8 protein-coding genes are annotated in these 14,340 nt (G+C 73.4%); 6 read left to right on the forward strand and 2 right to left on the reverse strand.

Annotation, left to right across the window (positions count from 1 at the left end; all coding sequences use genetic code 11):
• Positions 1-9: 9 nt before the first annotated feature.
• The gene (locus ACWC0C_RS11680; RefSeq protein ID WP_450863439.1) at positions 10-2,877 is read right to left on the reverse strand and encodes a lysylphosphatidylglycerol synthase domain-containing protein; all 2,868 of its coding nucleotides are present in this window, start codon (positions 2,875-2,877) and stop codon (positions 10-12) included.
• A 186-nt stretch (positions 2,878-3,063) separates the two neighbouring features.
• Here ACWC0C_RS11680 and ACWC0C_RS11685 point away from each other — a divergent pair, with 186 nt between their 5' ends.
• The 6 genes from ACWC0C_RS11685 (at position 3,064) to ACWC0C_RS11710 (ending at position 13,930) form a co-directional block, all read left to right on the forward strand.
• Entirely contained in the window at positions 3,064-3,450 is a 387-nt protein-coding gene (locus ACWC0C_RS11685) for an MGMT family protein (protein ID WP_450863441.1), read from the forward strand.
• Between the two features lie 257 nt (positions 3,451-3,707).
• On the forward strand, positions 3,708-7,112 hold the full coding sequence (locus ACWC0C_RS11690; protein WP_450863443.1) for an ATP-dependent helicase: 3,405 nt from the start codon (positions 3,708-3,710) through the stop codon (positions 7,110-7,112).
• 117 nt (positions 7,113-7,229) lie between these two features.
• Entirely contained in the window at positions 7,230-10,754 is a 3,525-nt protein-coding gene (locus ACWC0C_RS11695; RefSeq protein WP_450863444.1) for a UvrD-helicase domain-containing protein, read from the forward strand.
• Between the two features lie 53 nt (positions 10,755-10,807).
• On the forward strand, positions 10,808-12,211 hold the full coding sequence (locus tag ACWC0C_RS11700; protein ID WP_450863445.1) for a dipeptidase: 1,404 nt from the start codon (positions 10,808-10,810) through the stop codon (positions 12,209-12,211).
• Between the two features lie 149 nt (positions 12,212-12,360).
• On the forward strand, positions 12,361-13,305 hold the full coding sequence (gene nudC / locus ACWC0C_RS11705) for an NAD(+) diphosphatase (protein ID WP_449200660.1): 945 nt from the start codon (positions 12,361-12,363) through the stop codon (positions 13,303-13,305).
• 10 nt (positions 13,306-13,315) lie between these two features.
• Positions 13,316-13,930 carry a class I SAM-dependent methyltransferase gene (locus ACWC0C_RS11710; RefSeq protein ID WP_450863447.1) on the forward strand — a complete coding sequence of 205 codons (615 nt, stop codon included), beginning with the start codon at positions 13,316-13,318 and terminating at the stop codon, positions 13,928-13,930.
• Positions 13,931-13,978: 48 nt separating this feature from the next.
• Here ACWC0C_RS11710 and ACWC0C_RS11715 read toward each other — a convergent pair whose 3' ends face one another.
• Positions 13,979-14,221 carry a mycoredoxin gene (locus tag ACWC0C_RS11715; RefSeq protein WP_449200662.1) on the reverse strand — a complete coding sequence of 81 codons (243 nt, stop codon included), beginning with the start codon at positions 14,219-14,221 and terminating at the stop codon, positions 13,979-13,981.
• Positions 14,222-14,340: the final 119 nt, after the last annotated feature.

The raw sequence follows: 14,340 nt of genomic DNA on the forward strand, positions 1-14,340 counted from the left end.
CCCGTGCCCTTACAAGGCTCCCTTGCGGGTGAGGTGGTTGAACGCGAGCCAGCCCGGCAGCACCGGCAGCCACAGCGTCAGCAGGCGGTACAGCAGGACGGCCGGGGCAGCGACCTCCTTGGGCAGACCGAAGGCGATCAGACCGAGCGTGAGGCTCGCCTCCACCGCGCCCACGCCGCCCGGGGTGGGCGCCGCGGACCCGAGCGCGTTGCCGGCGAGGAAGACGACGGCGACGCTGGCGAGGCTGAGCGAGACCGAGCCGTCGCCGAACGCCCGGACCGAAGCGTCCAGGCACATCACGAAGCAGGCCGTCAGCAGCAGCATGCCGCCGATACCGGTGATGAGTTTCTGCGGCCGCTGGAGCACATCGAGCATGCGCGGGACGACACCGGCGAACAGTGACCTCACGCGCGTGACGACGAATTTCCGCAGGAATGGCACCGAGGTCACCACGAGCACCAGCACGGCCACGGTCAGCAGACCCGCGATGACCGTCCGGGACGGCGACAGCGACGGTGTCTTCTCGGTGCCGGTGAGATAGCCGAAGGACAGCAGCATCAGGATGTGGGCGCCGAGCCCGAACAGCTGCGAGGCGCCGACGCTCGCCACCGCGAGCCCCGGGCGCACGCCGGCGCGCTGGAGGAAGCGCGTGTTGAGGGCGACACCGCCGACCGCGGCCGGCGCCACGATCTTCACGAACGACCCGGCGACCTGCGCGGCCACCGCCCTCGGGAACGACACTCGCTCGGGCACGAACCCCAGCAGCGCCATCGACGCGGCGACGTAGCTGAGTGCGGAGAACAGCACCGCGGCGGCCACCCAGCCCCACTGGGCCTGCGCGAACAGCGTGCCGAACTCGATGTGGGTGAGCTGCGTCAGCAGGTAGTACGCGCCGATCGCGCCCGCGATGAAGCTGATCAGCGTGCGCGGCCGGACCCGCTCCAGCCGGGCCGGCTCCACGGGGGCCTGCGGCCTGATCCGTAGCACCTGGTGCCGGATCTGGGTGAGCAGATCCTCCTCGCGGGCCTCTTCGAGGGCTTCGTCGATGGCCCGCCGCTCCGCGCGCTCCTCGGCCCGGACGGTCTTCTTGTCGGGCTTCTCCAGGGCGGGGCGGCTCGTCTCGGACGCCTCGTCCAGGCGGGCCGCCTTGGCCTGCCGGGACGCCTCCAGGACCGCCTCCCGTTCGCGCTGGGCGCGCTCCCGGGCCAGTCGGCGCAGCGTCGCGCGCGTGGAGCGCGTCAGCGCGATCGGCTGCAGCATCGGCAGGCAGTCGGCGACCGCGTCGGGGCCGAGCACGCCGACCGCTGAGGCCACCGCCCGTTCGGCGCCCACCCGCAGGCCGAGCGTTGTGACCAGCTGGGCCACGTCCATGCGCAGCAGCAGCTCGCCGGCCGCGATCTCGCCGCCGCGCAGCTCGGTGAGGATCACCCTGCCGGAACGATCCACCAGAATCGCGTCACCTGCCAGTCTGCGGTGTGCGATGCGCCGCGACTGCAGCGCCTGCACCTGGTGCCAGGTGTTGCGCAGCAGCTCGTCGGTGATCTCCTCGTCGGCCAGCGAGTCCAGCGTGCGTCCGCCGGTGTGCTCGTAGACGAGCATCACGGCGTCCGGGCCCAGTTCGGAGGTGGCGATCAGCTTGGGCGCGTTGGCGCCGGCCGCGATCGCCGCGTACGCCAGCAGTGCCTCCTGTTCCAGCGCCTGGCGCAGCGACTGGAGGCTGGAGCGGGTGGCGAAGCCGCGCAGGGTGAGATTGCGCCACGCCCGGTAGAAGAAGCCCTGGGCCTGCTGTTCCCGGTCCACGACCGTGACGTCCAGCGGCGGGCCGTCCTCCAGGGTGACGAAGTAGCGCCGGCCGCGGTCGCCGTTCTCCGTCTCCACGGCCTCCTCGCGGCCCGCGCTGACGGGGTGGAAGCCGACGTGCCGCAGGCCCGCCATCAGGGTCTGCCCGGTGGGGCGGACGTTGGGGGAGCCGACCGCGTACAGCGTGCCGTAGGCGATCGTCCAGCCGATCAGCACCGTCAGGATGATCGAGAACGGGGTCGTGTAGCCGGTGACCAGCATCGAGAACGCGTCCAGCAGCAGCACCATCCACAGCACCGCACGCCATCGGGGTCTGCGGGACATGCCCACGGCCGTCATATAGGCGATGACGGGTGCCAGATAGCCGTGCACGGGGTCGGTCAGTGCGTGGATGTCGCCCGGCGAGGGCTGGGTGAGCGCCTCCTGGATCGAGCCGGGGGCGGCCCGCGCGACCCACAGGTCGGTCGCGAGGGTCACTCCGTGGGCCAGGACGGCCGCGAGGACGCCGTCGGCGATGCGCAGCCCGTCGCGTTTGATCAGCCGTTCGATCGCGAAGGCGACCGGCACCAGCAGGATCGCGATGCTGGACACCAGCCCCGCGATCTTGATGAGCAGGTCGGGGGCCTGCCCGGTGCCCTTGTTGATGTCCTGTTCGAGGCCCGAGGTGGTGCCGTGCGCGAACGCGGCGATCGCGAGCAGCACCACGATGGCGAGCACGCCCACCAGGAGCCGCATGAGGTCGGAGGGTCGGTGTACGCGCGCGGGGAGCAGCGGTTCGTCGCCCTCCACGGCCTCGGCGTGCGGATCGTCGTCTGCGCCCGGACCGTGGTCGGGGGGCGTGTTCTCCGGGACGTGCGCCCCCTCGGTGTCGTCGTTGTCGCCCCCACGCGCGCGCGTGCCGTCGTCGGTGGGAGCGCCGGCTTCGTTGTCCCGCGCACGCGTGCCGTCGTCCGTGGGCGGACCGGTGCTCTTCTGCTGCGCGCCGCCGGCCCTGCCCGCGCCGCCGGTGGCGTCGGGGCGTGCGGCGGCGTCAGGGGTGCCCGCCGCGCCTTCGGGGTGCACGCCCTGCTGATTCATGGTCTCTTCTTGGTCTCGTATCACCAGTCACCGCCCGCACGATGGTGGCATGCCCCACCGACACACGCGGGCATCAGGGTGCGGATGCGCGGGCGCACAGTCTGCCGGAAGCGCCGTCCGGGGGCGAGAGGGCCGTTCCTCGTGCTCCGCGCGGCTTTGTCGGTGGGGTGCGGCAGGATGGGACGAATGAGCGAGCAGAGCCCTGCCGAGGACACCCGCGAGGAGTACGGGGACGCCCTGCCGGAGTACGCCGAGCGGGTTCTCGACGTGGCCGAGCGGATTCCGCCGGGGCGCGTCATGACGTACGGGGATGTCGCCGAGTGGCTCGAGGACGGGGGACCGCGCCAGGTCGGCCGGGTGATGTCCCTCTACGGCGGCGCCGTCCCGTGGTGGCGTGTCGTACGGGCCGACGGGGTGCTCCTGCCCGGCCATGAACTGCGTGCGCTCGCCCACTACCGCACTGAGGGCACGCCGCTGAAGGAGGCGGCCAGGAGCGCCGAGGGCCATCTGCCGCGGCTCGACATGCGGCGGGCCCGATGGGACGGCGGGGCGGGCGCAGGGGGTCACACCTGACAGCTTCCGCCATCGGATGGCGTCGGCGAGAGCCCGTGGCCCGTTTGGGTGACGTGGGGGACATCCGTGGCATGACGTACGTTCGTGGGATGTGGGACGCACGTGGCGTGAGCGCCACGAGGGAAGAAGCGGAAGCCCTGCTTCTGTCCGGTGCGGCGGCGTAGCGTCGGCTGCACGCGTCCCCCTCACCCCGCGGCCACCGCCTCGCACGCGTGACCGCCCGCCCGCCAGCACAACCACCAGGACCGGCCGATCACGTGAGCTCCTCTTCCTCCACCAGGCGTCTGCCGCACCACCAGGTGCGGCAGGGGGGCCGTGGCGCTTACCGACTGGTCCGTACCCCGCCGGCCACCGTGGACCCCCCTCGTCTGGACGCGGCACAGCGCGCCGTGGTTGACCACCGGAGCGGACCCCTCCTCGTCCTTGCCGGTCCCGGCACCGGCAAGACCACCACCCTCGTCGAGTCCGTGGCCGCTCGGATCGCCCGGGGCGCCGACCCCGAGCGCATCCTGGTGCTCACGTTCAGCCGCAAGGCCGCCGTCGACCTGCGCGACCGCATGGCCCGGCGTATCGGCGCCGCCCGCGCGCCCCAAGCGACCACGTTCCACTCGTACTGCTACGCGCTGGTGCGCGCCCACCAGGACAGCGGCCGGTTCACCGAGCCGCTGCGCCTGCTCTCCGGACCCGAGCAGGACGTCACCGTCCGCGAGCTGCTCGCCGGGCAGCCCGAGCTGGAACGCCTCGGGCTCACCCATGTGCGCTGGCCCGACGAACTGCGCGCCTGCCTGACCACGCGCGGCTTCGCCGACGAGGTCCGCGCGGTCCTCGCCCGCACCCGCGAGCTGGGCCTTGCTCCCGGCGCGCTGGACGCCTTCGCCCGCCGTATCGGCCGCCCCGACTGGCGCGCCGCCGCCGCGTTCCTCGCCGAGTACCTGGACGTGCTCGATCTGCAGGGCGTGATCGACTACGCGGAACTGGTCCACCGCGCGGTCCTGCTCGCCCGCCGCCCCGAGACCGCCGCACGGCTCGCCGCCCAGTACGACGCCGTGTACGTCGACGAGTACCAGGACACCGACCCCGCCCAGGTACGGCTCCTGCACGCGCTGGCCGGCGGCGGACGAACCCTGGTCGCCTTCGGCGACCCCGACCAGTCGATCTACGCCTTCCGGGGCGCCGACGTGAACGGCATCCTCGACTTCCCGGCGGCCTTCCCGCGCGTGGACGGCCGCCCCGCCCCCGTCGAGGTGCTGCGCACCTCCCGCCGCTCGGGCGCCGCCCTGCTGGCCGCCACGCGCCTGATCACCCAGCGCATGCCGCTGCCCCGGCTGCCCGCCGCCAAGGTCCGCGCCCACCGCGAGCCCGCCGCCGTACGGGACGGGGGCCGTGTCGAGGTCTACACGTACCCGACACCAGGTACAGAACTGGACAACATCGCGGACATCCTGCGCCGCGCGCACCTGGAGGACGGCGTCGCGTGGAGCGACATGGCCGTCCTGGTCCGGGCCGGATCCCGCACCCTGCCGACCATCCGCCGCGCCCTCACCACGGCGGGCGTCCCGCTGGACATCGACGGCGACGACCTGCCCCTGCGCCACGAGCCGGCAGTGGCCCCCCTGCTGACGGCCCTGCGCGCGGTGGCCACGGCGGAGACCCGGAACCACGGGGAGAACGCGGCGGGGGAGGGCGAGCCACCCGCCGACGCGGAAGCGACGAAGGCCCAGGAAGCCGGGGCCGAAGCAGCCGACACCGGCGCCGAAGACGCCGTGCGGCAGACGGCGGACGCCGTCTCCTGGCTCGACACCGAGACCGCGCTCACCCTCCTCGCCTCCCCCCTCGCCGGCATGGACCCGGCCGACCTGCGCCGCCTCGGACGTGCCCTGCGCGACGAGGAGCGGGCTGCCGGCAATCCGCTGCCGCCCCCCTCCGACGTACTGCTCGCACGGGCGCTCGCCGAACCCGAGCGCCTCGCCGTGCACGACCCGGCGTACGCGCGCGGGGCGCAGCGCCTCGGCGCGCTGCTCCGCAAGGCCCGCGAACGCCTCGCGGGCGGCGGTACGGCCGAGGAGGCGCTGTGGGACCTGTGGGAGGGCACGCCCTGGCCCGCGCGCCTGGAGCGGGCCGCCCGGCGCGGTGGCGCGGCCGGCCGCAACGCCGACCGGGACCTGGACGCCGTGTGTGCGCTGTTCGCCACCGCCGCGCGCGCGGAGGAGCGCACCGGAGGTCGCGGCGCCCTGAACTTCCTGGAGGAGGTCGAGGCCGAGGACATCGCCGCCGACACACTCGCCCGCCGCGCGGTACGCCCCGACGCCGTCCGCCTGATGACCGCGCACCGCGCCAAGGGCCTGGAATGGCGGCTGGTCGTCGTCGCCGGTGTCCAGGAGGGCCTGTGGCCCGACCTGCGCCGCCGCGGCTCCCTCCTGGAGGCCGACCGCATCGGCCGGGACGGACTCGCCGAACCGCTCCCCCCGGGCGCGCTGCTCGCCGAGGAACGCCGGCTGTTCTACGTCGCCGCCACGCGCGCGCGTGAACGCCTGGTCGTCACCGCCGTGAAGGCACCGGCCGACGACGGCGACCAGCCGTCCCGCTTCCTGACCGAACTCGGCGTCGAGCCCCGGGACGTCACCGGCCGCCCCCGCCGCCCGCTGTCCGTGGCCGCGCTCGTCGCCGAACTGCGCGCCACCACGGTCGACCCGCGCGCGTCCGCCGCCCTGCGGGAGGCCGCCGCCCGCCGGCTGGCCCGGCTGGCCGCACTGGCCGACGAGGACGGCCGGCCGCTGGTGCCGTCCGCGCACCCCTACCGCTGGTGGGGCATGTACGACCCGACCGAGAGCAAGGTGCCGCTGCGCCACCGGGACCGGCCGGTGGTGCTCTCCGGCAGCGCCCTCGACCAGCTCGCCAACACCTGCGCGCTCCAGTGGTTCCTGGGCCGCGAGGTCAAGGCCGACGCCCCGGCCACCACCGCACAGGGCTTCGGCAACGTCGTGCACGTCCTCGCCGACGAGGTCGCCTCCGGCCGCACCCCGGCCGACCTCGACGTCCTGATGGAACGCCTGGACTCGGTGTGGAACGCGCTCGCCTTCGACGCGCCCTGGAAGTCGCAGCAGGAGAAGGACAACGCGCGCGTGGCGCTCGAACGCCTGCTGAACTGGCACGTGCTGGACCGCGCCGGGCGCACTCCGGTGGCGAGCGAGCAGGACTTCGATGTCACCCTCGACGTGGGTGACTACCAGGTCCGCATCCGCGGCCAGATGGACCGTGTGGAGGCGGACGGCGAGGGCCGCGCCTACGTGGTGGACTTCAAGACCGGCAAGCAGGCACCCAGCGCCGCCGACGTGGCCCGCCATCCCCAGCTCGCCGTCTACCAGCTCGCCGTCCACGAGGGCGCCGTCGACGAGGCCTTCGACGGCGTGCGCCCCGAACCCGGCGGTGCCGAACTGGTGCACCTCAGACAGGGCGCCGCCAAGCGCGACGGAGGCGACGGCCTGCCCAAGGTGCAGCCCCAGGAGCCGCTGTCGGGGGAGTGGGTCGGCGAACTGCTGGCCACCGCCGCGGGCAAGGTCCTCGACGAGCGGTTCGCGCCGAGCACCGGCCAGCACTGCACGCACTGTGCGTTCCGCGCCTCGTGCAGCGCCCGCCCCGAGGGGCGGCACGTGGTGGACTGAGCCACCGGGAAGCTACCGGAGTGACGCACGGCACCCCACGCGCTGACCTGCGTCTCTTCCTCCCCGGACGGCCGGTCCGCGCCCGGCTGTCAGTCCTCGCCGCTAGCCTCTTTCGACATGTCCGCCCGTATCACCGACCCCGAGCAGCTCAAAGAGCTCCTCGGCATCCCGTTCACCCCGGAGCAGACGGCCTGCATCACCGCGCCGCCAGCCCCGCAGGTGATCGTGGCCGGAGCCGGGTCGGGCAAGACCACCGTGATGGCCGCCCGCGTGGTCTGGCTGGTCGGCACCGGCCAGGTCGCACCCGAACAGGTCCTCGGCCTGACCTTCACCAACAAGGCCGCTGGTGAACTGGCCGAACGCGTCCGCAAGGCACTGATCAAGGCCGGCGTCACCGACCCCGATGTCATCGACCCGGACAACCCGCCCGGCGAGCCGGTCATCTCGACGTACCACGCCTTCGCCGGCCGCCTCCTGACCGACCACGGCCTGCGCCTCGGCCTGGAGCCCACCTCCCGGCTGCTCGCCGACGCCACCCGCTACCAGCTCGCCGCGCGCGTACTGCGCGAGGCCCCCGGCCCCTACCCCGCGCTGACCCGCTCCTTCGCCGACCTCGTCAGCGACCTCCTCGCCCTCGACTCCGAACTCGCCGAACACCTCGTCGGCCCCGAGGAGCTGCGCGCCTGGGACGCCGACCTGCTGCACGCCCTGGAGGGCGCCAAGCTCACCAACGCCGACCTGCGCAAGGTCCCCGAGACGGCCGCAGCCCGCCGTGAGCTGGCCGACCTCGTCCGGCGCTACCGGGTCGCCAAGCGCGAGCGCGACCTGCTCGACTTCGGCGACCAGATCGCCCTGTCCGCCCGCCTCGCCCGCATCCCCGAGGTGGGCCGGCTGCTGCGCGAGGAGTTCCGCGTGGTGCTCCTGGACGAGTACCAGGACACCTCCGTGGCCCAACGCGTCCTGCTGGCGGGCCTGTTCGGCGGCGGTACGGGCCATCCGGTGACCGCGGTCGGCGACCCCTGCCAGGCCATCTACGGCTGGCGCGGCGCCTCCGTCGCCAACCTGGACGACTTCCCCGCGCACTTCGCGCACGCCGACGGCAGCCCCGCCACCCGTCAGGCGCTCAGCGAGAACCGCCGCAGCGGCGGCCGCCTCCTCGACCTCGCCAACGGCCTCGCCGGGCCCCTGCGCGCCATGCACGCGGGCGTGGAGGCCCTGCGCCCGGCCCCCGGCGCCGAGTACGACGGCACGGTCCGCTGCGCCCTGCTGCCCACCCATGCCGAGGAGATCGACTGGATTGCCGGCTCCATCGCCCACCTCGTGCACACCGGCACGGCCCCCGGCGAGATCGCCGTGCTGTGCCGCACGGCGACCGACTTCGCCGAGATCCAGGGCGCCCTCGTGGCCCGGGACATCCCCGTCGAGGTGGTCGGCCTGTCCGGGCTGCTGCACCTGCCCGAGGTCGCCGACCTCGTCGCCGTCTGCGAGGTCCTGCAGGACCCCGGCGCCAACGCCTCCCTGGTGCGCCTGCTGACCGGACCGCGCTGGCGCATCGGCCCCCGCGACCTCGCCCTGCTGGGCCGCCGCGCCCGCCTGCTGGTCGCCCACGCGCGCGTGGACGACACCGACGACCCGGACCGCCGGCTCGCCGCGGCCGTCGAGGGCGTCGACCCGGCCGAGGTGATATCGCTCGCGGACGCCCTCGACACCTTCCTCGAAGCCCCGATGGACAGCGAGGGGGACGACGACGGGCTGCCGTTCTCGCCGGACGCGCGCGTGCGCTTCGCGCGCCTTGCCGCCGAGCTGCGCGACCTGCGCCGTTCGCTGTCCGACCCGCTGATGGACGTCCTGCACCGCGTGCTCGCCGTCACCGGCCTGGAGGTGGAGCTGTCGGCGTCCCCGCACGCCCTGGCCGCCCGCCGCCGCGAGACCCTGTCCAACTTCCTGGACATCGCCGCGTCCTTCGCGGCGAGCGACGCGGAGGCCACCCTGCTCGCCTTCCTCGGCTTCCTGCGCACCGCCGCGCAGTACGAGAAAGGCCTCGACAACGCCCTGCCCGGCGGCGAGAACACCGTCAAGGTGCTCACCGCCCACAAGTCCAAGGGCCTGGAGTGGGACGTCGTGGCCGTACCCGGACTGGTCAAAGGCACGTTCCCCAGCGCACAGGGCCGCGAGAAGTGGACGGCGCAGGCCAAGGTGGTGCCGCACGCCCTGCGCGGCGACACCGACACCCTGCCCGACGTCGACAGCTGGGACGCGCGCGGCATGAAGGCCTTCCACGAGGCCATGAAGGACCACCAGCACACCGAGGAGCTCCGCCTCGGCTACGTCACCTTCACCCGCCCCCGCTCCCTCCTCCTCGGTTCCGGCCACTGGTGGGGCCCCAGCCAGAAGAAGCCGCGCGGCCCCTCCGACTTCCTCCAGGCCCTCCACGACCACTGCGCCGCCGGACACGGCGAGATAGAGGCGTGGGCCGAGGAGCCCGCCGAGGACGAGGAGAATCCCGCCCTGCACACAGCCGGCGGCGACCAGGTGTGGCCGCTCCCGCTGGACGCCGCCGCCCTGGCCCGCCGCCGCGCGGCCGCCGAGACCGTCCTCACCCACCTGGACGCCCTCGCCGCCCAGGACCCCGGCCACCCGCCGGCCGCCCAGGACCCCGCCGCCCCCGACGACCCGGACTGGCCCCCGCCCCCGGACGACGACCCCTACGGCGAGGAGCCGTACGACGAGCATGACGCGGACTTCCCCTACGACGAGGACCCGTTCGGCGACGAGGACCCGTTCGGCGACGAGGAACCGCCGTACGACAGGGATGCCCCCGCCCCGGACGCCCCCGCCCACCGGGACGCCTCCAGCGCCGGCCGGCCCACGGTCCCGCACCAGGTGCCCGCCCCCCGGCACCGCCCCGCCGAGGCGCAGTACGACACCGCCCTCACCCCCGAGGAGGCCCGCACCATCGCCTCCTGGGACCGGGACCTGGACGCGCTCACCGGAGAGCTGCTGCGCGCCCGGCAGGCCGTCACCGACGTCCCGCTGCCCGCCACGCTCACCGCATCCCAGCTGCTGAGCCTGGCCGAGGACCCGGACGGGCTCGCACAGGAACTCGCACGCCCCATGCCGCGCCCCCCGCAACCGGCCGCGCGCCGGGGCACCCGCTTCCACGCCTGGGTCGAAGCCCGCTTCGAGGAACTGACGCTGCCCCTGCTGGAACCCGACGAGCTGCCCGGCACCGATGCCGAGATCACCGACGAACACGACCTGGAAGCCCTGAAGGAGGCCTTCGAACGCAGCGAATACGCCCGGCGCACCCCCTACCGGGTCGAGGCCCCCTTCCAGCTCACCCTCGCCGGCCGCGTCGTACGGGGCCGGATCGACGCCGTCTACAAGCACGGCGACGGCGACGAGGTGACATACGAGATCGTCGACTGGAAAACCAGCCGCACCCGCACCGCCGACCCGCTCCAGCTCGCCGTGTACCGGCTGGCTTGGGCCGAGCAGCAGGGCGTACCGCCCGAGGCGGTCACGGCCGCCTTCCTGTACGTCCGCAGCGGCGAGGTCGTACGTCCGCACGACCTGCCGGACCGGGCCGCCCTGGAACGGCTCCTCACGGAAGACGCCGGAGTGGCACATCCGACAACCTGAGTGTGACGAACCGCCCGCCGAGGATGTCAGTGCGGGCCGATAGGCTCGTGAGCATGAGCCAGACCCCGGACAGCGCCGTCCGCACGTACATCGAGCAGCACCGCACCGCGTTCCTCGACGACCTCGCGGCATGGCTGCGCATCCCCTCCGTGTCGGCCCAGCCCGACCACGCGCCCGACGTGCGGCGCAGCGCCGACTGGCTCGCCGCCCAGCTCAAGGAGACCGGCTTCCCGACCACCGAGGTCTGGCTGACCCCCGGCGCCCCGGCCGTCTTCGCCGAGTGGCCCTCGGACGACCCCGAGGCACCCACCGTCCTCGTCTATGGCCACCACGACGTGCAGCCCGCCGCCCGTGAGGACGGCTGGGACAGCGCCCCCTTCGAGCCCGTCGTCCGCGGAAACCGTCTCTACGCGCGCGGGGCGGCCGACGACAAGGGGCAGGTGCTCTTCCACACACTCGGCGTCCGTGCCCACCTCGCCGCCACCGGCCGCACCGCCCCCGCGGTCAACCTGAAGCTGCTGATCGAGGGCGAGGAGGAGTCCGGCTCTCCGCACTTCCGGGCGCTCGTCGAGGAGCACGCGTCCCGGCTCGCCGCCGACGCCGTGATCGTCTCCGACACCGGCATGTGGTCCGAGGACACCCCGACCGTCTGCACCGGCATGCGTGGCCTCGCCGAGTGCGAGATCCGGCTGTACGGCCCCGACCAGGACATCCACTCCGGCTCCTTCGGCGGCGCCGTGCCCAACCCGGCCACCGCCGCCGCCCGCCTGGTCGCAGCCCTGCACGACGAGCACGCACGCGTGGCGATCCCCGGCTTCTACGACGGCATCGTGGAGCTGACCGACCGCGAGCGCGAGCTGTTCGCCGAGCTGCCCTTCGACGAGAAGCGCTGGCTGGGCACCGCCAAGTCCCACGCCACCCATGGCGAGGCCGGCTACAGCACCCTCGAACGCATCTGGGCCCGCCCGACCGCCGAGGTCAACGGCATCGGCGGCGGCTACCAGGGCCCCGGCAGCAAGACGATCATCCCGTCCACGGCCATCGTGAAGCTGTCCTTCCGGCTGGTCGCCGGCCAGGACCCCGACCATCTCGAGAAGGCCGTCCGCGCCTGGGCCGAGACGCAGGTGCCCGCCGGGATCCGGTACGAGATCGTCTTCGGCGCAGCCACGCGTCCGTGCCTGACACCGCTCGACCACCCCGCGCTGCAGTCCGTGGTCCGCGCCATGAGCCGCGCCTTCGAAAGACCGGTCCGCTTCACCCGCGAGGGCGGCTCCGGACCCGCCGCCGACCTCCAGGAAGTCCTCGGCGCCCCCGTGCTCTTCCTGGGCATCTCCGTCCCCTCCGACGGCTGGCACGCCCCGAACGAAAAGGTCGAGCTGGACCTCCTCCTCAAGGGCGTCGAAACCAGCGCCTACCTGTGGAGCGACCTGGCCGAGCACTGGCGCCGCACGCCCTGACCCGCCGACGACGCACGGGAGGGCACCGCGTGCGGGGCACACTGGAACGACCGCCCCGACCGCCCAGCCAGCGCCCGGTGCCTCCTGCCGTACGTCCCGCCGAACCGCCCGTCGAACGAACCGCTGCACTGGGGGAGTTGGAAGCACCCGTGACCACCTGGACCGACGACACAGCCGATCGACCCATCTCACTGACCGCCCCGAGCGGCATCGACCGCGCCGCCCACCACCGGCTGGACGAGGCCTGGCTCGCGGCGGCCTGGAGCCACCCGACGACCCGCTGCTTCGTGGTCTCCGGCGGTCAGGTACTCATCGACGAGACCCCGGACGGCCGGACCGAACTCGTCATGACACCGTCCTTCGAAGCCCCGCTCACCGAGGCGCACCGCTACTTCCTGGGCATCGACGAGGACGGCGTCAGCTACTTCGCGCTCCAGAAGGACGCGCTGCCCGGCCGTATCGACCAGTCCGCGCGTCCCGCCGGGCTGCGGGAGGCGGGCCTGCTGCTGTCGCCGCGCGACTGCGGACTCATGGTGCACGCGGTCGGCCTGGAGAACTGGCAGCGCACCCACCGCTTCTGCTCCCGCTGCGGCGAACGGACGGTCATCGCCGCCGCCGGCCACATCCGCCGCTGCCCGGCCTGCGGCGCCGAGCACTACCCGCGCACCGACCCCGCCGTGATCATGGCCGTGACCGACGCGGACGACCGCATCCTGCTCGGCCGCCAGGTCCACTGGCCCGAGGGCCGCTTCTCCACGCTCGCCGGCTTCGTCGAACCCGGCGAGTCCATCGAGCAGGCGGTGCGCCGCGAGGTGTCCGAGGAGGTCGGTGTCACCGTCGGTCCCGTGGAGTACGTGGCCAGCCAGCCCTGGCCCTTCCCGTCCAGCCTGATGCTCGGCTTCATGGCCCGCGCCACCTCCACCGAGATCGACGTCGACGGCGACGAGATCCACGAAGCCCGCTGGTTCTCCCGCGAGGAACTGCACGAAGCCTTCGAATCCGGTGAGGTGCTGCCGCCCTACGGCATCTCCATCGCGGCCCGCCTGATCGAGATGTGGTACGGCAAGCCGCTGCCGACGCGCAGCTTCGTCTGAGGAACCACCGGTGCCCGGCGACCCGTACTGGAACCACAACGTCCACTACCACCGCGCCGTGCTGGCCGCCGTACCCGACGGCTGCGGCGCGGCCCTGGACGTCGGCTGCGGCGACGGGCTGCTGGCCCGCAAACTCGCGGCTCGGGCGGCGAAGGTGACGGGCGTGGACCGCTCGCCGGAGATGATCCGGCAGGCCCGCGCACAGCAGCCCCAGAACGTCACCTTCGTCGAGGCCGACTACCTCGACGGCAGCGCGCTCCCGGAAGGCGGATACGACTTCGTCAGCGCGGTCGCCGTCGTGCACCACGCCCCCTTCGAGGACGCGATCGCCGGCCTGACCCGTCTGGTCGCACCCGGCGGGCGGCTGGTCGTCGTGGGGATGGCGTACAACCACACCCCGCTGGACTGGGTGATCAGCGGCTGCGGGGTGCCCGCGAGCCTGCTGTACCGCCGGCTGCGCGGCGGCAAGCACGGCCCGGCCGGAATGCCCGTCGAGGACTCCACGATGCACTGGGGCGAGGTCCGCAAGGCCGCCCGCCACCTGCTGCCGGGCTGCCGATTCCGCCGCCACCTGCTCTGGCGCTACACCGCGGTGTGGGACAAGACACGGCAGGGCGGCCCCTGAGGGATCAGGGGCCGCCCTGCCGTGGTCACCGCGGAAATCCGCGGAGCATCATGCGGCGAGCTTCTGCTTCACCTGGGCCAGCGACGGGTTCGTCAGCGTGGAGCCATCGGCGAAGAGAACGGTCGGGACCGTCTGGTTTCCGCCATTCGCCTTCTCAACGAAAGCGGCGGACTCGGGGTCCTGCTCGATGTTGATCTCGGTGTAGCCGATGCCCTCGCGGTCGAGCTGGCTCTTCAGCCGCCGGCAGTAGCCGCACCAAGTCGTGCTGTACATCGTCACAGTGCCCTGCATGTCTCGCGCTCCTCAGGCAGCTCGAAAAGTTCGTCCGGGGAAAGAACGTACGCCAGCCGCCCGCCATTCCCGCCGAGGTATCCACAGACGGCTGTGACGCCTGCCGCATTCATACGACT

The sequence above is a fragment of the Streptomyces sp. NPDC001709 genome (genome assembly GCF_053596375.1).